An 18,582-nucleotide genomic window follows, 5' to 3' on the forward strand; every position below is an offset into this window, starting at 1 on the left:
GCATCGCTAGATCAAGGACCGGCGATGTCGGCACTAACATTTCCCACGGCTCCATCAGACAAGAAGGCTCTCGAAGAAGGCGCGGTGTTTTCCCCGCGCTTCGATGCTGCCGGGCTGGTCACCGTCGTCGTCACCGACGCCGCTGACGGTATGCTGCTGATGGTCGCCCATATGAATGCCGAGGCGCTGGCGCTGACGCTCGAAACCGGCATCGCGCACTACTGGTCGCGCTCGCGCAGCACGCTGTGGAAGAAGGGCGAAACATCAGGCAATTTTCAGACCGTCGTCGAGATGCTCACGGATTGTGACCAGGACGCCATATGGTTGCGCGTCAAAGTGTTGGGCCACGACGCAACTTGTCACACCGGCCGGCGTTCATGTTTTTATCGGACGGTGGGGCTAATCGGCGGCAAGGCAACGCTTGCCGGCGATGGCAGCACGCCGCTGTTCGATGCGGAAAAAACGTATCGGAAGCCCGCGTGAACCATTCAACAGTCGCAAACCACTCATATTCACTATTCTCAAACGTCCTTCCTGTAGAACGGACGCGGGACAAGGGAGATCATGATGCTCGAGTGGGCGTCATTGCGTAGCAGACCGGACGTGCGGGAGGCCAATGGCCCCTCATCGTCCGGCGGCGTGCCTGACCCGCAACCCGCGGGCAAGACAGGCATTTCGCTCGCGCTGGGCGGCGGCTGCGCACGCGGCTGGGCGCACATTGGCGTGCTGCGCGCGCTCGACGAAGCCGGCATCGAAGTCTCGATGATCGCCGGCACCTCGATCGGCGCGCTGGTTGGCGGCTGCTATCTGGCCGGCAAGCTGGACGAACTCGAGGAGTTCGCCCGCAGCCTGACCAAGCGGCGCATCTTCGGCCTGCTCGATCTCAATCTGCGCGGCAGCGGCCTGTTCGGCGGCATGAAACTGGACGTCAGGCTGCGCGAGCACATGGCAGGCATCCGCTTCGAGGATCTGACGAAACCCTTCGTCGCCGTTGGCGCCGAAATTCGCACCGGCCATGAGATCTGGCTGTCCAGCGGTTCGCTGATCACCGCGATGCGGGCTTCCTATGCGCTGCCCGGCGTGTTCGAACCGGTGAATTGCAACGGCCGCATTCTGGTCGACGGCGCGCTGGTCAACCCGGTTCCGGTTTCGGTCTGCCGCGCCTACGAGCAGCCGCTGGTCGTCGCGGTCAACCTTCACTACGATCTGTTCGGCCGCGCCGCCGTCATCAAGCACAGCGCCGGCGAACTGCTCATCGAGAAGGACGCGCCCCGGCCAGGCCAGGCCAGCCCCGACCACCAGCCGCACCAGAGCCGTCTCGGCATCACCGGCGTCATGGTCGAAGCCTTCAACATCATCCAGGACCGGATTTCACGCGCAAGGCTAGCGGGCGATCCGCCCGACATGTCGCTCCAACCGAAACTCAGCCATATCGGCTTGACCGAATTCCACCGCGCGGATGAGGCGATCAGCGTCGGTTACCAGGCGACGATGGCGCAGATCAGCGAGTTGAAGCGGCTGCAGACGGTTCTCGCTTAAACCAGTTCGGCAATGTCAGGCTTTGGCCGCATCGGTGATGCGGAACTGCACCGTGCGGTTGCCGTTCCAATAATTCCCCGACAGCGAGCCGGCTACATGGATCGTGTTGCCCCTGTTCTTGAACAGGAATTCGCCCAGCGCGGTATCGACGGATCGAAAGGCGATGCCCTGGATGCGGCCGCCGCTTTCCGACTGCAGATCAGCCCGGATGTGGTTGGTGCCGACGGCCCGCGCGTCGGCCAGCCGATGGCGCGGCAGCGCGAACACCGGCGCGACATGACCGGCGCCGAAAGGCCCGGCCTTTTCCAGTGCATCGAGCAAAGCAATCGTCGCGCCCTCGGCGGCGAGCGCGCCGTCGACGGCCAGACTTTCTTCGTCCTGGAGCCGGAACACTTCGGCCGCCGCGCGCTCCTCGAAGAAAGCACGGAGTTCGCCGAGCTTGGCGCGTTCCACCGTGATGCCGGCGGCCATGCCGTGGCCGCCGCCCTTGACGATCAGCCCGGCATCGGCGGCTGCGCGCACCAGCCGTCCGAGATCGAAGCCCGACACCGAACGGCCGGAGCCGGTGCCGATGCCATTGGCGTTGAAGGCGATGGCGAAGGCCGGCCGCCGCGCATGGTCCTTCAGCCGCGAGGCGATCAAGCCGACAATGCCGGGATGCCAATTGGTGCTGGCGGTGACGATGATGGCCGGCCCGTTGCCGCCGGCAAGTTCGGCGTCAGCCTCCGCGCGCGCCGCTGCCAGCATCTCCAGCTCCATCTGCTGGCGTTCCTGGTTGAGCCGGTCGAGTGTCTCGGCAATGGTCCTGGCCTCAACCGGATCGTCGGTGGCGAGCAGCCGGCTGCCAAGTGCTGCATCGCCGATGCGGCCGCCGGCATTGATGCGCGGCCCAATCAGATAGGCGAGATGAAAGGTGCTTATCGGCTCACCAATGCGGGACACCCGCGCCAGTGTGGCGAGCCCCTCATTCTTCTGCTGCCGCGCCATCTGTAGTCCCTTGACGACGAAAGCGCGGTTCACGCCGATGAGCGGCACCACATCGCAAACCGTGGCCAGCGCCGCCAAGTCGAGCAACGACAACAGGTCCGGTGGCGCTGCGTCGGGCAATCGGCTGCGCAGGACCCTCGCCGTCTGCACCAGAGTGAGGAAGACGACACCGGCGGCGCACAAATGGCCTTGCCCGGAAAGGTCGTCCTCGCGATTGGGATTGACGACCGCGGTCGCCTCCGGCAGCGGGCCGCCGACCTGATGGTGGTCGAGCACCACCACATCGGCGCCTGCGGCCTTGGCGGCATCAATGGAGACAGCGCTGTTGGTGCCGCAATCGACGGTGACGATCAGCGTCGCGCCGCGCGAGACCAGTTCGCGCATAGCCTCCGGATTGGGGCCGTAGCCCTCGAAGATGCGGTCGGGAATGTAGATCTCCGAAGGCACCAAGAAATGCGTCAGGAAGCGTTTGAGCAACGCCGAAGAGGCGGCGCCGTCGACATCGTAGTCGCCGAAGATTGCCACCTTCTCCTTGGCCATGACCGCTTCGGCGATGCGGGTCGCAGCCTTGCCCATGTCGGTCAGCGAAGCCGGATCCGGCAACAGATTGCGGATCGTCGGATCGAGGAAGCGCTCGGCCTGGTCCGCGGTGACGCCGCGCCCGGCGAGCACGCGCGCCACAATGTCGGGCACGCCGTGGCCCTGCGCTATGGCGAGCGCAGTCATGTCCTGCCGCTCGCTCAACCGGTGTTCCCAGGAAACACCGGTCGCCGACTGCCTGACATCGAGGAAGAAGCGTTTGTCGCCCGTCATAGGAGGCGTAATCTATAGATTGTCATTTCCGGCAATATGCGACGGCTAAACAGGAAAGTCTCAAAACTTTTCCACATCCTGGTGACGCGCCTTGATCTCGCGGCTCACGCCTCCGCCAGAGCCCGATGATGATTGGTGGGTTCGACCTGAAATCTCAATCCGGCTCCAAATCAAAGAGATAGAGCATTATGGCGTCTGAACCACTTTTCAGCAGCAGTATCAATCGGTTAAAGGAGAAAAATGACTTGGCCTAGCCCGCACGCTCGATGCGGATAACCTGCGGCTTGTCTGTGAGGTGGCCGTCCTTGGTGATGCCGTCGACAGCCTTGCGCACCGCTGCTTCCGTCGTCTCGTGGGTGACCAGGATCACCGTCTTTTGCGCGTCCGTCTCGCCGCTGACGGCATGCTGGACGATCGATTCCAGCGAAATGTCGTTGTCCGCCATGCGCTTTGCGATCGCGGCGAAGACGCCGATGCGGTCGTGCACGGTCAGCCGGATGAAATAGCCGCCGGCATGGCTGCGCATCTGCGCCTTCTTGTAGGGGCGCAGTTCCTTGGCCGGCAGGCCGAACACCGGACCGTGCTGGAAGCCCGGCCGGCTCTTTGCGATGTCGGCGATATCGCCGACCACTGCCGATGCGGTGGCGTTGCCGCCGGCGCCGGGGCCGGAGAGCAGCAGTTCGCCCAAAATGTCGGTTTCGATGGCCACTGCATTGGTCACGCCATGCACCTGTGCGATCACCGACGCGGTCGGCACCATGGTCGGGTGCACACGCTGCTCGATGCCGCTGTCGGTGCGCTGCGCGACACCGAGCAGTTTTATCCGGTAGCCAAGGTCGCCCGCGGCGCGGATATCGGCCTGGCTGATATTGGAAATGCCTTCCATGTAGATGTCGTTGGCGGCGATCCTGGTGCCGAAGGCCAGGCTGGTCAGGATCGACAATTTATGCGCCGTGTCATGGCCCTCGATATCGAAAGTCGGGTCGGCCTCTGCATAACCCAGCCGTTGCGCGTCCTTCAGGCACTCGTCGAAGGAGATGCCCTCGGCCTCCATGCGGGTCAGGATGTAGTTGCAGGTGCCGTTGAGGATGCCGAAGACGCGGGTGACCGAATTGCCGGCCATCGCCTCGCGCATCGTCTTGATGACCGGGATGCCGCCGGCAACTGCCGCCTCGTAGTTGAGCAGCACGCCCTTCTTCTCGGCGATTTCGGCAAGCGCCACGCCGTGCTTGGCCAACAGCGCCTTGTTGGCGGTGACGACATGACGTCCGGCTTCAAGTGCTGCCTTGACCGACGCGCGCGCTGCCCCTTCATCGCCGCCGATCAGTTCGACGAAGACGTCGATATCGGCGGCCTGCGCCATCTTGATCGGATCGTCGAACCATTTGGCGGCGCTGAGGTCGACGCCACGGTCGCGCTTGGGATCACGCGCGGAAACGGCCGCGACGATGACATCGCGTCCGCACTGGCGCGTCAGTTCCGCTGCCTTGTCGCGCAGCACGCGCGCCACCGAGGCACCGACAGTACCCAGACCGGCAATTCCAACACGCAACGCTTCAGCCATGCCCGGCGACGCCCCTCAAAAAATCTACTCGAATAAGATGTGCGTCGACTTTAGCGATGCGCGGCGAGCGGCACCACATTGTTCGGCTGCTTGGCGCTGGACGCCAGGAAGCGCTTGATGTTGCGCGCCGCCTGCCGGATCCGGTGCTCGTTCTCGACCAGCGCGATGCGAACATGATCGTCGCCATGCTCGCCAAAGCCGATGCCCGGCGCCACCGCCACGTCGGCGTGCTCGATCAGGAGCTTGGAAAACTCAAGCGAGCCGAGATGCTTGAACGGCTCCGGGATCGGCGCCCAGGCGAACATCGAGGCAGCCGGTGCCGGAATGGTCCAGCCGGCGCGGCTGAAGGCGTCGACCATGACGTCGCGGCGCTTCAAATAGACCTCGCGCACTTCGGCGATGTCGGCGCCGTCGCCATTCAGCGCATGCGCCGCCGCCACCTGGATCGGCGTGAAGGCGCCGTAGTCGAGATAGGACTTCACCCGCGTCAACGCCGAGATCAGCCGCTCATTGCCGACGGCAAAGCCCATGCGCCAGCCGGGCATGGAGAAGGTCTTCGACATCGAGGTGAACTCGACGCAGACATCGATGGCGCCCGGCACTTGCAGCACCGAAGGCGGCGGATTGCCGTCGAAATATATCTCCGAATAGGCAAGGTCCGACAGGATGATGATGTCGTTCTTCTTGGCGAAGGCGACCACGTCCTTGTAGAAATCGAGCGAGGCGACCAGCGCCGTCGGGTTCGACGGATAGTTGAGGATCAATGCCAGTGGCTTCGGGATCGAATGACGGACACCGCGCTCGAGCGCCGGGATGAAGCCGTCATCCGGCTCGACCTGCAGCGAACGGATGACGCCGCCCGACATGATGAAGCCGAAAGCATGGATCGGATAGGTCGGGTTGGGGCACAGGATCACGTCGCCCGGCGCGGTGATCGCCTGCGCCATATTGGCGAAGCCTTCCTTCGAACCGAGCGTCGCCACCACCTGCGTGTCGGGATTGAGCTTCACGCCGAAACGGCGCTGATAATAGGCGGCCTGGGCGCGGCGCAGACCTGGGATGCCGCGCGAGGAGGAATAGCGATGCGTGCGCGGATCGCGCACCACTTCGCACAATTTGTCGACGATCGCCTTCGGAGTCGGCAGGTCGGGATTGCCCATGCCAAGGTCGACAATGTCAGCGCCCCGCGAACGGGCGCTGGCCTTCAGCCGGTTGACCTGCTCGAACACGTAGGGCGGAAGCCGGCGGACCTTGTGAAATTCTTCCATGTCAGTTCCAGACGATTTAAGATTGGCTTCAGCACAGTTGGCTTGGCTAGGCGCCCTTGGCAAAGACCGCTTTCGGCGCGCGATATAGCCTTATTTGCAGGTAGGGTCGAGGGCGGGATCGCATTTGGCTTCGATCTGCTTCAGCGTGTCCTTGCCATGGTTCTTCGCCAGCGAATTCAGCGCCGCCGGGCTGGTGGACGGGGCACCGCCGCCGCCGCCGCCGCCCTTGGCCACTTGCCCCTGCTGTTCGCCCTTCAACTGGGCAAGCTTGGCCTGCGTCTCCTCAGGGGTGAGTTGCTTTGCCGCCACCTGGGGTGGGATGTTGAGATTGGGATAAGAGCCGGTGTCCTGCGCGCCCTGGGTCAGGCCGACATTCATCCCGTTGCCGGTGTTGGCGCTCGTGCAGCCACTTGCCGCCAGCAGCCCTGGCGCCAGACAGGCGATTGCAACCGCGATGCGGCAAAAGCGGCCTGCCCCCGAAAAAATGGTCTCGCCGGTGTTAATCGTCATATTGTTTTCCTGGCAGCCGGGGTACAGCGCATTGGACCCGGTCAGATGTCCCATGATAATATGTCAAGAAAACGCCTCGGGAGGAACCCCGCGAGCCATGTCCAAAACACCTGATTCGAGCAAAGCGGAAGATGATCAATCTTCGACCGTCGAGCAATATCTGGTGAAAGACCCGGAACGCTTCGCGTTGAACATGGCGCGTATGGTCGAACAGGCCGGCAAAGCCGCCTCCGCCTGGGCCGAGCCGCGCGAAAAAGGCGAGGTGCGCGATCATGTCGCCGAACCCGTGGTCGACATGGTCAAAACCTTTTCCAAGCTCAGCGAATATTGGCTGGCCGACCCGCAACGCGCGCTGGAAGCGCAGACGCGACTGTTCTCCGGCTACATGACGGTCTGGGGCAACGCCATCCAGAAGGTTAGCCCGAATGCTGAAGCGCCGGACGATGCGGTCAAGCCCGAGCGCGGCGACAAGCGTTTTCAAGACCCCGAATGGGGTCGCAACGCTTTCTTCGATTTCCTCAAACAGGCCTATCTCGTCACCTCGCGCTGGGCGGCCGACCTGGTCGAGCACGCCGAAGGCCTCGACGACCACACCCGCCACAAGGCGAGCTTCTACGTCAAGCAGGTGTCCAATGCCATCTCGCCGTCGAACTTCATCCTGACCAATCCGGAGCTGTTTCGAGAAACCGTCGCCTCGAATGGAGAAAACCTGGTGCGCGGCATGAAGATGCTGGCCGAAGACATCGCCGCCGGCAAGGGCGACCTGAAGCTGAGACAAGCTGACTATTCGCCCTTCGAGATCGGCAAGAACGTCGCGACATCTCCCGGCAAGGTGGTCGGCCGCAGCGATGTCGCCGAAATCATCCAGTACGATCCGACGACGGAGACGGTGCTCAAGCGCCCGCTGCTGATCTGCCCGCCCTGGATCAACAAGTTCTACATCCTCGATCTCAACCCGCAAAAGTCCTTCATCCGCTGGGCGATCGAGCAAGGCCATACCGTGTTCGTCATCTCCTGGATCAATCCCGACGAGCGGCACGGCGCCAAGGGCTGGGAAGCTTACATACGGGAGGGCCTGCAATACGGCCTCGACACGATCGAGAAGGCGACCGGCGAGAAAGAGGTCAACGCCATCGGCTATTGCGTCGGCGGCACGCTGCTGGCGGCCGCACTCGCACTGCTGGCACAGGAAGGCGACAACCGCATCAAATCGGCGACCTTCTTCACCACGCAGGTCGACTTCACCCATGCCGGCGACCTGAAAGTCTTCGTCGACGAGGACCAGGTGGCAGCGGTCGAGAAATCGATGAACGAAAAGGGCTACCTCGACGGCACCAAGATGGCGACCGCCTTCAACATGCTGCGCTCGGGCGACCTGATCTGGCCTTATGTCATCAACAACTACATGCGCGGCAAGGATCCCCTTCCCTTCGACCTGCTCTACTGGAACGCCGATTCCACCCGCATGGCGGCCGCCAACCACTCCTTCTACCTGCGCAACTGTTATCTCGAGAACAATCTGACGCGTGGCGTGATGGAACTCGCCGGCCGCACTTTGTCGCTGGCCGACGTCACCATCCCGGTTTACAACCTGGCGTCGAAGGAAGATCACATCGCGCCGGCCCTTTCCGTGTTTCTCGGCTCGCAATATTTCGGCGGTGAGGTCGAGTTTGTGATGGCTGGTTCCGGCCACATTGCCGGTGTCGTCAACCCGCCGGCAGCCAAGAAATACCAGTACTGGACCGGCGGCAAACCGACGGGCGATTTTGGCCAGTGGCTCGCCTCGGCGGTGGAGCATCCCGGCTCCTGGTGGACGCACTGGCAGCACTGGATCGAAACCCAGGACGACACCCTCGTTCCGGCCCGCAAACCGGGCAAGCACATGAAAACCCTGGGTGATGCCCCCGGCACCTATGTGAAGGTGCGTGTGTAACGGCCGGCACCTTTTGCAGGTGCCTGTGTGTAACGGAATGTAATGTCTGGTGAGTTGACGAGCCGGCAAAACGGGGCGAAATGGTGTCGTCAACCTTCAAGAAGCCTCAATTGGCCTCCAACGAGCAAATAATTCAGAGGCTTGCAGAATTGACACAAGTCTCGTTTCCGGTTTGGGAACACAAGGTTATTGGATGTGAACGTTTCCACGCCGCACCAATAGCAGGCCGACCGGACACCGAGGGGGAATTTAGTTTTGAAATCAGTAGGATCGCGTCTCGCGGGGAGAGAAGGTCGCACTATAGCGGCAGCGCTTTTCTCCGTGCTTCTGGCGTCCTGCACCTCCGCTGGCGACCCCACAATGTCCGTCGGCATGCCTGGCTACAACGCGACCGCTTCTGACATCGCCGCGGCTTCCGGCGCCAGCCCTGCGGCGCCGGGCGATTCGACCGTGCAGGTCACATCCACCGGGCCGCAGATGATGATGACGGCAGCGGGCGATGCGACACTGCCCGAGCAGGTCGCCTATGTGCCGGTGGCCAAGCCCGGCACCGGCTTCCCGGTCAATGTTCCCGCCGGCTCCGAAACCATTGTCGGCCAGACGCCGCAGTCGCTGCAGCAGTCAGCACAGACCGCGGCCGCAACGGACGCCGTGGCGCAGAAGATCGCCGCCGCCGATGCCGGCGTGACCGCACCGAAAGCGACGGCAGCGGCACCCGCGACCAACGAGGTCTACGTGACCGCCGCGCCCCAGCAGATCGACACGCCGAAGAAGGGCTTCCTGGCCTCACTGTTCAGCACCACGCCAACCTCGGCGGCACCTGCTCCGCTGGTCAACTCGCGCTCGGGCGAACAGCCTGCGGTTGCTGCCCAGAAGGCCGCCCCGGCAAAGCCGATCATCACGTTGGCCTCAGCCAGTTCGGCCGACAAGCCCTTGCAGCTTGCCTCGCTTGGCAACGAGAGCAACCACATCACCGGCAGCGATGCGCTGCCCGGCGTGCGCCAGACGGCGCTGTTCGAGATCAAGCGCAAATCCGGCCTCGACGATGAAAGCGACGTCGACCTGAACGAGGACGAGGGTTCGGGCGGCGCCTATCAGGTGGCTTCCGCCGCCGGCCTCGCCCGGTTGGCGCCCAACGGCCTGTTGAAGCAAAACGAGAGCGTCGACGTCGCCTGCCTGAAGCCGTCGCTGGTGCGGGTGCTGAAGACCATCGAAGGCCATTACGGCCGCAAGATGATGGTCACATCAGGCTACCGCGACCCGGCCCGCAACCGCCGCGCCAACGGCGCCAAGAATTCGCTGCACATGTATTGCGCCGCCGCCGACATCCAGGTTCCCGGCGTCTCCAAATGGGAACTGGCGAGCTACATCCGAACCATGCCCGGCCGCGGCGGCGTCGGCACCTACTGCCATACCGAATCCGTTCACGTCGACGTCGGCCCCGAGCGCGACTGGAATTGGCGCTGCCGCCGGCGGGGGTAGCATCCCCATTCGGCAAACGGGCCGAGGGGCTGTTAGCAGCCCGCCGTTTTTTCCGATTAGCTATCAGCGACGTTCGAGATTAGCCGAGGCACCCGCGACTTCGTCATCCTATGGCGAAGCAAGGCGCGCAGCGACGCAGCGCAGACCATAGGATGACGACTGCGCGGCGCGTTCATCCAAAGATGTGCAACGACGCGAGGCCAGAAACCTGCGCTGGCTCACCAAACTGGCTTTTCTTGCCCCTCTTGAAAAAAGTTTCCGCATCTGGCGGCTGATGGGTTGCCGGTTGGCAACAACGCAATTATAAGCCGCTTCGTCTGAGCGCGCCCATCGTCTAGCGGTTAGGACACCGCCCTTTCACGGCGGTAACAGGGGTTCGATTCCCCTTGGGCGTACCAGACATTTCAAGCACTTAGCCAAAGACTCGCCTTGGACTGTCCAACGTTTGGCCAATTTCGGAAAGTCATCTGTACGCGGAGGAGACGTTGGCATACGCAGTCGCCACAAATAATGGCGGGACTCTTGTTCCAGGCGAGAAGCTTTTTGACGTTGGGCGCTGCCCGCACTGCGCGATTGCCAGCCCCAATCTTAACCGCATATGGACCGACACTTGGACAAGAGCAGCCGAAGAGGCTTGGGCCGCGTACCGTTGCAACACTTGCTCAGGCGTTACGACTGTGACGATGCGTCATGACGGAGGTGGGCGAATGTACACGGTTGCGCCAAGCGCTGGAGCAAAACCTTTTGACCGACGGGATGGCTACATGGGCGCATTCGGTCAGGCTCGGGTCGAATCGCCCGAGGCATGCGGATGAGAAAAGTCCGCACGTTTCGGCCGACGAAACAAAACAGTCGGTGGAGTTTGCGGAAGCGCTTGGGAACTTTCTGTTCGTGCTCACGGCAAAAATTGACCGTGGCATCAAGGCGGCCGAGGAGGCTGAGAAAAGCCCGCCGTGAGGCCAGCTTGCGTTTGCTTCGCATCCTGCGATTATCCCGCGGTCTTGGCCTTGGGAGGGGATCATGGGCTGGCCGAAGCCGTTCCTCGCGATGTTGGTGCTCTGCCTTTGGGCCATGCCCGCCGCGGCCGGCCAATCGTTCTCATGCTCATTTGGCGAGCCGGCCTGCTTGGATTACGGCGCAGTCGTCTGCAAGAGCAGCGCCATGTGCGTGGCCAAGGATTCGGTCTGCTTCGATTCTTACACGTGCGACTACAAGGGCTTCGTCTGCAAATCGAAATTCGACGTCGCGATCGACGCCTACGATACCCAGCTGAGAAAATACAACGACCTCGTCGACAAGTTCAACACGTTGAACTCGGCCTATGAAGAAGCTCAATCTGAAAAGGCTTCAGCGGTTGCAGAGTTGGAGGCCGCCCAGGCAAAGGCGCAACGCATGTCTGACTGCATCGCTCGGGTCGAGACCGTCGAAGGCGCCAAGGCGTGTTATTGAAATCATTCCGCACCCGAAATGAAAGCCTTGCCACTTGATGTCCGCTGATAAATGGCTGGTCGCCGCGAGCAACGTTGTCGCGGCTCTCTTTGGAGTGTTCGTCGGCTTGGCGCTGGTTGATTTCCCTGGCGTCGAAACGTGGCTAGAGCATTGGCAGACCCTAATTGCCGGTATTCTCGCCGTCGTCGCCGCCGCTGTGACCATACGTCAGATGCAGGTGTCTGATGCAGGCCAGCAAAGACGGCATGAACACCTTATCCGAATGAGTATGCGGACCGAAACCTTGGTCGTCCTACGAGCCCACACGATCCTTACCCCTACGTTTCTGAGAGTGTCCGAGGGTCTCCTCACTGCACTACGAAACTACGAGAAACGACAGATGCCGGCCGGCGCCGTCACACCATTCGAGACCCAGATTGATGCGATTGAACATGCCTTTGCAGCTGAGGAAATGAGAGCGTTGCGACCGCTGCTTGGTCCTCCCGCCGCCGCGTTGCTGCTTCGGATCGCAGAGCGTAACGCTGCGTTTAGGACGAGTCGCGGCGTCTTCAGCACCGCCTTGGTCAAACAGAACAATGCCGACTCCGCAAACCAGATCGCAAGCTTGCTACGCCAAGAGATTGAACTGGGAACACTCGTCGCGGAAGACTGCAGATTATTTGCTCAAGAACTGGAAGCTTTGGCGATTAGCTACGGCGATGCCGAAGCGACAAAATAAGCCAGCCAACAGGGGAGCTCATGGTTTCGGGAAACGGAATGTTGCGCTTGGCTCGCAAATGGCCCGCGACCGTGAGGCAGCGGGCCATATTCGTCAGCGAGCCACCTTCTGGAAGATGTCACGCATTCTCGTGCGCTCGGCCGCCGCCTTCACCACCGCCCCAGATGAAGCCGGGAGGGTCATTCTCGCCGCCGTCGTAATCTCCCTCATCGCCATTGAAGTCCAGTTCGTCGCCGTTCGGCTCGATCGCATCGACCGGATCGCCTTCGCGCCAGCCGGTAGCAATGCCGGTCCATCCGAGATCGGGCTCGCCTTCGGGATGGTTCCATGTGCCTTCCTGCACTTTGCCGGCAAGACGCTGGTCAATGTGCTCGGTCCAGCCGAGTTCGTATTCATCGTCGGCTCTCATGCTGAATCCGTCGCCTTCGCCTTCAAGGTCGTTCTCCAGCGCGCCAGTCGTCGGGTTGTATATGGCGGTGCCGCACAGTGACGGTTCCAGCGGGTCGCTATCCTCGCCCGGGTCGCTGTCCTCGTCGTCGCCGCCATCTTCATAGTCGCTGTCGTCGCCTTCCCGGTCGTCCGTCGTGCCGGCTTGATATGAGCCGAGCGACAGCGACCCTAACGATGGCTCGTCGTCGGCGTCGTCCTCGAGGTCAGGATCCGGCTGCATGGCATCGAGCAAGTCAATCAGCCGCTCGATCGAGGTCGCTATAGCCAGGCGGTCGTTTTCCGCCACGGTGAGGAAGATCGCCCCGTCTTCACGGCGCATTTCAGGTTGATGGATGGTGGTCATTGTCTATCACTCGCGGTTTGAAACCGGCCTCTCACAGCCGGCGGCAAAAGCGCCAACGTTGGCGGTTTTGCCAATCATCGGTGGCGGACCGATAGCCGGGGGGTGAGAACCTGCCGCGAGACAGGTCGAACGCTTTTAAGGTTTCCCTCTGGACAGCACGCTCGCCCCCGGCCATAAAGGTCGGGTTCGGAGCCGTGCCGCCAAGCACGTCCGTTGTTTCCAGAGTTCTGGAAACTTTAAACCGGGGTCTTTCTGCCAAGAGAGACCGAGCCCGCCAAGGCTCCACCGGTCGATCGCAGTCCGGGTTCTCACACCCACGGACGATGATGCGCCTACATCCTTAAAAATTCAAGCGCGCCCTTGCGGGGGCGAAGCTTGCGCGCGATGCTCGTTTTTGGTGAGGGGGAATGACGCGATGAGGCTCGACGGCGACCTGCAGCAGACGATGCTGCGAGCAATGGCCGAAGTTTATCCAGAGCCACTCCGGAATTCTGCGGGGATTGAAGCGGTCGACAGAGCGACTTTCGCGGCAAATCTCCACTACCTTTGCGAGCACGGCTTGGCGGACGCCAAATGGACGCGGACCCTTAATTCGCCTGCCTCTCCAACAGGGTCACGCATCACTGCTGCTGGCATGGATTTCCTTGCGGACGATGGCGGCTTGTCGGCTATCCTTGGGGTTGTGACGATCCGTCTTCACGAGGACACGATCAAAGCTCTCCTTATCGACCGGATCGAAAAATCGGATGCACCGGCCAGTGTTCGAACAAAACTTGTCGACCAGATCAAGGCGTTGCCGGCCGAGGCGACAAAGGCCTTAACGCTCGAATCGGTCAAGGCAGGCTTGGCGAATGTGCCGGAATTCCTTACATGGCTGCACGGGGCGCTAACGACATAAGCTTGCCAGCCGCTCATCTTGACGCGAGCTCCCGCTGCTCCAGAATCTTAGACATGGCTCGGGGTAATATCAAAGTTGGCGATGAGGTCGCCGTCACCGCGGTTGTGCGCGGTCGGGTGACGCCCGATCGCATAAGCGTGACAATCCCGTCCTATGACTTTCCGCATTCGGTGGTCGATTCGACTTCGAAGGCTGTGATTGGCCAGCATATGGAATTGATCGGCCCTGTCACACACATCGACGGGGACAAGGTAACCGTCAGCCTCCGGCCGTTGGTGACTGTCGACGTCGAGCATGTTCGCCTGGTCGAGAGCTACGTCGCGCCAAAGCGGAAGAATCCACTTGTCGATAAGGCCTAGCTACTACCCTTGGCTGCTGGCTACAGGCGTTTCTCTGTGGTATCGGCAAAAGATGGGAGGCAACAACAAAGAGCAACGTTACACCGGTCTGCAGGCTTTACGAGCTATCGCTGCCCTATTGGTTGTGATTCAACATGTGGGCTATTTTTCCGGCCTTGCGACAGGATCTGATACGCTCGGCTTTCGGCATCTCCAGCTTGGCACCACTGGTGTTTTCATCTTCTTCGTCATTTCCGGCGCAGTCATGGCACTGGTGTCGAAGGAAGGGCCGACGGCCTTTGCTCTTGCGCGCCTGACACGAATATACCCTGCCTTCTTCCTCGCCCTCGTCTTCGCCTATGTCGTACTGTGGATCGCAGGGACACGCCCCCACGTCGGACCGGATGCTTCCCTGCTTCTGCTTCCGACCGGTGATCTCAATTCCACGTTCAATATCCCCTATTGGACGCTGATTTACGAGATGCAGTTCTATTTCCTGCTTTGGCTGGCCATGCTTTGCCGGACTTCTCACCAGCAGAGGATGTGGCTGGCTGTCGGTTGGGCTGTAGTCATCCTGGCTGCAGGCGCTGCGAGAGTGGCGGTGCCCGTTGCAAACCCAACTGCCACACAGATGCCGCTTGTCGGAGTGAATTTATTTTTCGTCACCGGCTATGTGATGGCGTCGGGCATGATGACAAAGGACTGGCGACCGTTTTTTATCATGCTGGTGCTGACTTCGATCATGAGTGTGTACGCAAATGCCTGGAGCGGAACTTACCTCGGGCTCGCTGTCCTGAGTGCTTCGGCGGTATTCGTCGCCCTCAAAATCGAAGCCGGCTTAGTGCCGAAATGGTTGGCAAAGGCAGGGGACTATTCCTACGGGCTCTATCTCGCCCATCTGTCGATCATCTCCGCGATCTATACCTTGGCGCCAGGCTGGCCGCTTTGGGCGATGGTGGTCACTATGCTGTGCGCAGGGCTGGGAGGCGGCTTGATGTTTGGCCGCCTGGAGCAATGGCTCTATGTGAGATACTGGCGGCCAATCGCCAAATGGGCATATTTGGTTACTCCCGTAGCTCAGGCTCAAGCCAGTTAATGGCGGCGCAGCGAAATTACGATCTGGACGCGCTTCGCGGGCTGGCAGCGCTCAGCGTGGCGGTCGGGCATTGCGCTACCGCTATAGGTAGCGTTGGCCCAGCGTTGCGTATGACGATCGAAACAGCACCGGACGCGATGCTGCAGGATGGCGTTTTTCGGCTCCTGCACATCGTCTTTCATGCCGACGCTGCGGTTATCGTGTTCTTTGTTCTGTCGGGTCTGGTGCTTTCCCGGTCGCTTAGGAGCCGAGACGATGGCATTGTGACCTACATCGTCCGAAGAACTTTCCGCCTTTTCCCGGTGGCGGCCGCCTCAGCACTCATCATTGGCTATCTGACGCCGGCAAGCACATGGTCGCAGATCCTCGGCGCGTCGATCTTGTACGACACCTCTCTAAACGGTGTGCTGTGGACACTGCAGATCGAGGTATGGGGAAGCATTTGGGTCTACGCCGCAGCGACAGGCAGGCGAATACACCCGGCACTCTTCTATGCCTTTGTAGCCGCCACAATCGCAGTTTCCTACTTCGACCATCGCCCGGTTCCGCTGTTCATGAGCGCCTTCGCCCTTGGCGCGATCATCGACGATCTGCCGGCGACCGTGATCACCCGCGTTGCCGCTGTGCTCGGGCTTGTCGCCCTAATGACGGCTGACTTCATGCTCGGCCAGGGCTTTGCAATGCGTTGTTGGCAGATGGCGGGAGCGGTTTGTGTAGTTGCCTACATTTCACGCAATTCGATCTGGCTGACGGCGAATCGCTTCGCCCATTTCCTCGGGCGGATCAGCTACCCGTTTTACCTACTTCACCTCGCGGGCGCGCTGATCGTCGCAAAGCTCGGGGTAAGGTCGCTAGACCTCAACCCCTTTTCGCTCTTTGCAGTCTACAGCGTCACGTCGATCGCCATAGCCATCGCCCTCGCGTGGATCACTCACCTTGCTGTCGAAGTCCCGGGCATGGCCATGGGCGAGAAGACCCGGCGCCTGCTTGCAGCGCCGAGGCCCGCGCCCAAAGTGGCCTAGTCCACTATCTCGACCGTCAAGCCCTGGCAGGTGATATCGCCAGCGCTCGCGACGCCGTTCTGCCCTTGGAACTTGATGACGATTGCTCCGCTGGTGGCCTCGGCACCTGTGCCGCCTACGACCTGCGAGATGCTGCTTCCTCCGACTGTCGTGCGCCTGTAGGTCTCCGCCGAAGCGCCAGTCACGAGCACCTCGGAGCTCACCTCCCAACCGATGGCGTTGAGCGTCGTAGACCAGCCGCCCATGTTGGTCGCGCCGAACCAGAGCCGGCCGGTCTTGGTGTTGGCATTGGCGGCAGTCGTGCCCCAGGACCTGATGCGAACGCGCTGACCAACCTTGAGCGCAGCAGCGGGGATGCTGTAGGTCATCAGATCTTCGGCGGTCGTGACGGCGGTTGTCGAGGCCGGCGTGACGTTCACCGAAACGGCGTCGGAAGTGACACCATTGATAAGGCGCTGGCCGGTGGCGTTGACGCCTGCCGTGCCGAGAACGTTTTTACCGAATAGCCGAACGTCGGCATAGGGGGATGCGCCCAGATCGACGTCATAGAACGCGCCGGCAACCTGGTTGTTGTTCTCGGCCGTGTAGTTCCCGACGCGGACTTTCTTGGCGCCGTTTTGCACCACGAGACCTGACTTCTGATCGTAGGCGAAGAGCGCATTTTGGACCACGATGTCGGTGCATGTCGACTTGATCAGGCACGCTTGGCCGGTGTTGGTATGAACGTAGCCATTTGCAAAATTCGCATTCGTGATGAACCACGTCCGGCCCTCGATCTCGGCTCCGCTAACTGTGTGCTGATCAACACCGATATTCGACATGTAGACATAGGCCGGCTTGAGCGTATCGGTCCAGGTAAGGGCCTGGATGCCGATTGTCGGCCAGACAAACGTTGAGTTCGTTACGAACACACCCTGGCAATCACCACGGAGGCGGAGGCCAGCGGCTCCACCATCAAGGGAACCGGACCAGCAATTGTTGATCGACAGGCCAACGGCGCGGCGACCCTCAATCCAAAAGTCATTCTCCCAATTGGCGGCGCTACTCGTTCCCACCTGATGAATGTTGTTCATCTCGATATGGAATAGGTACTTCGTGTCATCGAAGCCGTAGAAGGCCCATGATCCACCGCCATACTGGCGGACGTTGCTGATCTGGATCCATCCGGTCTGCGTTGCCAAAACAGAACCGCCGACGAAGGACGCGCAAAACGCCATCTGCGTGAAGGTGCAGTTTTCGATGGTCGTCCCATATGGGGTAGTTTCGTGAACGCCTCGGCACGCAGTAAAACCACCACCGTGGAAGTGAATGCCGGTTATCAGGAATGGCTTATTAGTCGTTCCAGCGACCGCGCCCGTCAGGATACACAGGAACGTTGTGTTTGCCGAAGCGCGGAGCATGGCTTCACCGATCCCGCGCCAAGCGCCGCCATTCGCGCGGTTGACAGTGATGCTTGCCGCGCTGATCTGGTAGGTGCCGGGCGGGAAAACCAATTCACCACCGACCGTCGCGCGATAAGTTTCCGCTGCCTGAATGGCCGCCGTGTCATCGGTCACGCCATTCCCGACAGCGCCGAAGTCCTTGACGCTGATGCGCTCGCGCGCCTTGTCCTGCCATGTGCGCGTAACGGCACTGGTGCCGGCCTGAAGGAAACCAGCCCAAGACGGGTCAGTCTCAGCGCCATTGGTCTGCAACAGGTAGCCCGCGGTGGACGCGGCTAAGCGCGCCGGCTCAGTTGCATTCCGGAATAGGAGGTCACCGCGCGTCGTGAGCACGTCGGCAGCGATCGGTGTTTCATCAGCAGTGATGCCCAAGTTGGTGTCGCCAACCACCGGGTCGAGCGTGTTGAAGGTGAACGTCTTCCCGGCGTTTGCCGTCCCCTCCTGGACGTAGGCGGTCGTACCTTTTTGGATAGTGCGGGCGGTGCGCGCGTCGGACGCACGATACCACTGCCCGGTGCTGGCGGTGCGGATGCCGTTCTCAGAACCATCGGTCTGACCGGTCAGGAGAATGCGGTCGCCGACCTCTGTCAGCACGCCGTCGATGGTCTGAAGACCACCGGTGTCGACGTCGATGTTAGTTGTGGCGCAAAGCCGGACAGGCTCACGCGCGCTGGTGAGTAGGCGGACGGCGGCAGTTGTGGGTCGGGGCATAGAGAAGGCTCCTTCAACG

General features: G+C 61.4%; 17 protein-coding genes and 1 tRNA gene. 12 read left to right on the forward strand and 6 right to left on the reverse strand.

Translation table 11 applies throughout. The features are described from left to right. Positions 1–24: 24 nt before the first annotated feature. Both hisI and NKH38_RS06175 read left to right on the forward strand, forming a co-directional pair. The gene (gene hisI, locus NKH38_RS06170; RefSeq protein ID WP_023729882.1) at positions 25–483 is read left to right on the forward strand and encodes a phosphoribosyl-AMP cyclohydrolase; all 459 of its coding nucleotides are present in this window, start codon (positions 25–27) and stop codon (positions 481–483) included. A gap of 84 nt (positions 484–567) precedes the next feature. Beyond that, positions 568–1,539, forward strand: coding sequence for a patatin family protein (locus NKH38_RS06175; RefSeq protein ID WP_023667624.1), 972 nt, complete (start codon positions 568–570; stop codon positions 1,537–1,539). Positions 1,540–1,554: 15 nt separating this feature from the next. Here the strand turns inward: NKH38_RS06175 and recJ are convergent, their stop codons facing one another. The 4 genes from recJ to NKH38_RS06195 all read right to left on the reverse strand — a co-directional run bounded on the left by recJ (position 1,555) and on the right by NKH38_RS06195 (position 6,681). Continuing rightward, a complete protein-coding gene (gene recJ, locus NKH38_RS06180; RefSeq protein WP_023701219.1) occupies positions 1,555–3,339 on the reverse strand; it encodes a single-stranded-DNA-specific exonuclease RecJ in 1,785 nt (594 codons plus the stop codon). Between the two features lie 250 nt (positions 3,340–3,589). Next, positions 3,590–4,903, reverse strand: coding sequence for a homoserine dehydrogenase (locus tag NKH38_RS06185; protein ID WP_023707143.1), 1,314 nt, complete (start codon positions 4,901–4,903; stop codon positions 3,590–3,592). A gap of 50 nt (positions 4,904–4,953) precedes the next feature. Beyond that, complete coding sequence (locus NKH38_RS06190; RefSeq protein ID WP_352761632.1) at positions 4,954–6,171, reverse strand: LL-diaminopimelate aminotransferase; 1,218 nt, start codon at positions 6,169–6,171, stop codon at positions 4,954–4,956. 90 nt (positions 6,172–6,261) lie between these two features. Next, positions 6,262–6,681 (reverse strand): hypothetical protein, encoded by a 420-nt coding sequence (locus NKH38_RS06195; RefSeq protein ID WP_352761634.1) that lies wholly within the window; start codon positions 6,679–6,681, stop codon positions 6,262–6,264. A 97-nt stretch (positions 6,682–6,778) separates the two neighbouring features. Here NKH38_RS06195 and phaC point away from each other — a divergent pair, with 97 nt between their 5' ends. The 6 genes from phaC to NKH38_RS06225 all read left to right on the forward strand — a co-directional run bounded on the left by phaC (position 6,779) and on the right by NKH38_RS06225 (position 12,263). Continuing rightward, positions 6,779–8,614: a class I poly(R)-hydroxyalkanoic acid synthase gene (gene phaC, locus NKH38_RS06200; RefSeq protein WP_352761635.1), complete on the forward strand. Its 1,836-nt coding sequence runs from the start codon at positions 6,779–6,781 to the stop codon at positions 8,612–8,614. Between the two features lie 360 nt (positions 8,615–8,974). Then, positions 8,975–10,096: a YcbK family protein gene (locus NKH38_RS06205; RefSeq protein WP_245260877.1), complete on the forward strand. Its 1,122-nt coding sequence runs from the start codon at positions 8,975–8,977 to the stop codon at positions 10,094–10,096. 323 nt (positions 10,097–10,419) lie between these two features. Continuing rightward, positions 10,420–10,494 (forward strand) — tRNA-Glu (locus NKH38_RS06210). A 292-nt stretch (positions 10,495–10,786) separates the two neighbouring features. Next, positions 10,787–11,053: a hypothetical protein gene (locus NKH38_RS06215; protein ID WP_352761637.1), complete on the forward strand. Its 267-nt coding sequence runs from the start codon at positions 10,787–10,789 to the stop codon at positions 11,051–11,053. A 63-nt stretch (positions 11,054–11,116) separates the two neighbouring features. After that, the gene (locus tag NKH38_RS06220; protein WP_352761639.1) at positions 11,117–11,545 is read left to right on the forward strand and encodes a hypothetical protein; all 429 of its coding nucleotides are present in this window, start codon (positions 11,117–11,119) and stop codon (positions 11,543–11,545) included. Positions 11,546–11,582: 37 nt separating this feature from the next. Beyond that, positions 11,583–12,263 carry a hypothetical protein gene (locus NKH38_RS06225; protein ID WP_352761641.1) on the forward strand — a complete coding sequence of 227 codons (681 nt, stop codon included), beginning with the start codon at positions 11,583–11,585 and terminating at the stop codon, positions 12,261–12,263. A gap of 118 nt (positions 12,264–12,381) precedes the next feature. On the opposite strand, the gene NKH38_RS06230 is transcribed toward NKH38_RS06225, so the two are convergent. Continuing rightward, positions 12,382–13,056 carry a hypothetical protein gene (locus NKH38_RS06230; protein WP_352761643.1) on the reverse strand — a complete coding sequence of 225 codons (675 nt, stop codon included), beginning with the start codon at positions 13,054–13,056 and terminating at the stop codon, positions 12,382–12,384. 415 nt (positions 13,057–13,471) lie between these two features. Here NKH38_RS06230 and NKH38_RS06235 point away from each other — a divergent pair, with 415 nt between their 5' ends. From NKH38_RS06235 to NKH38_RS06250, 4 genes are read left to right on the forward strand one after another with little or no spacing between them, the layout of a single operon-like run. Next, complete coding sequence (locus tag NKH38_RS06235; protein WP_352761644.1) at positions 13,472–13,954, forward strand: hypothetical protein; 483 nt, start codon at positions 13,472–13,474, stop codon at positions 13,952–13,954. A 53-nt stretch (positions 13,955–14,007) separates the two neighbouring features. Next, positions 14,008–14,313 carry a hypothetical protein gene (locus NKH38_RS06240; protein WP_352761646.1) on the forward strand — a complete coding sequence of 102 codons (306 nt, stop codon included), beginning with the start codon at positions 14,008–14,010 and terminating at the stop codon, positions 14,311–14,313. A 52-nt stretch (positions 14,314–14,365) separates the two neighbouring features. Next, positions 14,366–15,388 carry an acyltransferase family protein gene (locus tag NKH38_RS06245; protein WP_352761648.1) on the forward strand — a complete coding sequence of 341 codons (1,023 nt, stop codon included), beginning with the start codon at positions 14,366–14,368 and terminating at the stop codon, positions 15,386–15,388. Continuing rightward, positions 15,388–16,410 carry an acyltransferase family protein gene (locus NKH38_RS06250; protein ID WP_352761650.1) on the forward strand — a complete coding sequence of 341 codons (1,023 nt, stop codon included), beginning with the start codon at positions 15,388–15,390 and terminating at the stop codon, positions 16,408–16,410. Before NKH38_RS06245 ends, NKH38_RS06250 begins: the two co-directional genes overlap by 1 nt. On the opposite strand, the gene NKH38_RS06255 is transcribed toward NKH38_RS06250, so the two are convergent. Beyond that, positions 16,407–18,563 (reverse strand): glycosyl hydrolase family 28-related protein, encoded by a 2,157-nt coding sequence (locus NKH38_RS06255; RefSeq protein ID WP_352761652.1) that lies wholly within the window; start codon positions 18,561–18,563, stop codon positions 16,407–16,409. The genes NKH38_RS06250 and NKH38_RS06255 overlap by 4 nt on opposite strands. Positions 18,564–18,582: the final 19 nt, after the last annotated feature.

The organism is Mesorhizobium sp. M1078 (assembly GCF_040318615.1).
GTDB lineage: Bacteria > Pseudomonadota > Alphaproteobacteria > Rhizobiales > Rhizobiaceae > Mesorhizobium.

What these genes read in the sequence shown, in the direction of transcription:
- NKH38_RS06255 (WP_352761652.1), bottom strand. Translation starts at nt 18,563, where the DNA reads ATGCCCCGACCCACAACTGCCGCCGTCCGCCTACTCACCAGCGCGCGT.
- hisI (WP_023729882.1), top strand. Translation starts at nt 25, where the DNA reads ATGTCGGCACTAACATTTCCCACGGCTCCATCAGACAAGAAGGCTCTC.
- NKH38_RS06250 (WP_352761650.1), top strand. Translation starts at nt 15,388, where the DNA reads ATGGCGGCGCAGCGAAATTACGATCTGGACGCGCTTCGCGGGCTGGCA.
- recJ (WP_023701219.1), bottom strand. Translation starts at nt 3,339, where the DNA reads ATGACGGGCGACAAACGCTTCTTCCTCGATGTCAGGCAGTCGGCGACC.
- NKH38_RS06230 (WP_352761643.1), bottom strand. Translation starts at nt 13,056, where the DNA reads ATGACCACCATCCATCAACCTGAAATGCGCCGTGAAGACGGGGCGATC.
- NKH38_RS06235 (WP_352761644.1), top strand. Translation starts at nt 13,472, where the DNA reads ATGAGGCTCGACGGCGACCTGCAGCAGACGATGCTGCGAGCAATGGCC.
- NKH38_RS06245 (WP_352761648.1), top strand. Translation starts at nt 14,366, where the DNA reads ATGGGAGGCAACAACAAAGAGCAACGTTACACCGGTCTGCAGGCTTTA.
- phaC (WP_352761635.1), top strand. Translation starts at nt 6,779, where the DNA reads ATGTCCAAAACACCTGATTCGAGCAAAGCGGAAGATGATCAATCTTCG.
- NKH38_RS06220 (WP_352761639.1), top strand. Translation starts at nt 11,117, where the DNA reads ATGGGCTGGCCGAAGCCGTTCCTCGCGATGTTGGTGCTCTGCCTTTGG.
- NKH38_RS06225 (WP_352761641.1), top strand. Translation starts at nt 11,583, where the DNA reads ATGTCCGCTGATAAATGGCTGGTCGCCGCGAGCAACGTTGTCGCGGCT.
- NKH38_RS06215 (WP_352761637.1), top strand. Translation starts at nt 10,787, where the DNA reads ATGACGGAGGTGGGCGAATGTACACGGTTGCGCCAAGCGCTGGAGCAA.
- NKH38_RS06205 (WP_245260877.1), top strand. Translation starts at nt 8,975, where the DNA reads ATGTCCGTCGGCATGCCTGGCTACAACGCGACCGCTTCTGACATCGCC.
- NKH38_RS06190 (WP_352761632.1), bottom strand. Translation starts at nt 6,171, where the DNA reads ATGGAAGAATTTCACAAGGTCCGCCGGCTTCCGCCCTACGTGTTCGAG.
- NKH38_RS06240 (WP_352761646.1), top strand. Translation starts at nt 14,008, where the DNA reads ATGGCTCGGGGTAATATCAAAGTTGGCGATGAGGTCGCCGTCACCGCG.
- NKH38_RS06185 (WP_023707143.1), bottom strand. Translation starts at nt 4,903, where the DNA reads ATGGCTGAAGCGTTGCGTGTTGGAATTGCCGGTCTGGGTACTGTCGGT.
- NKH38_RS06175 (WP_023667624.1), top strand. Translation starts at nt 568, where the DNA reads ATGCTCGAGTGGGCGTCATTGCGTAGCAGACCGGACGTGCGGGAGGCC.
- NKH38_RS06195 (WP_352761634.1), bottom strand. Translation starts at nt 6,681, where the DNA reads ATGACGATTAACACCGGCGAGACCATTTTTTCGGGGGCAGGCCGCTTT.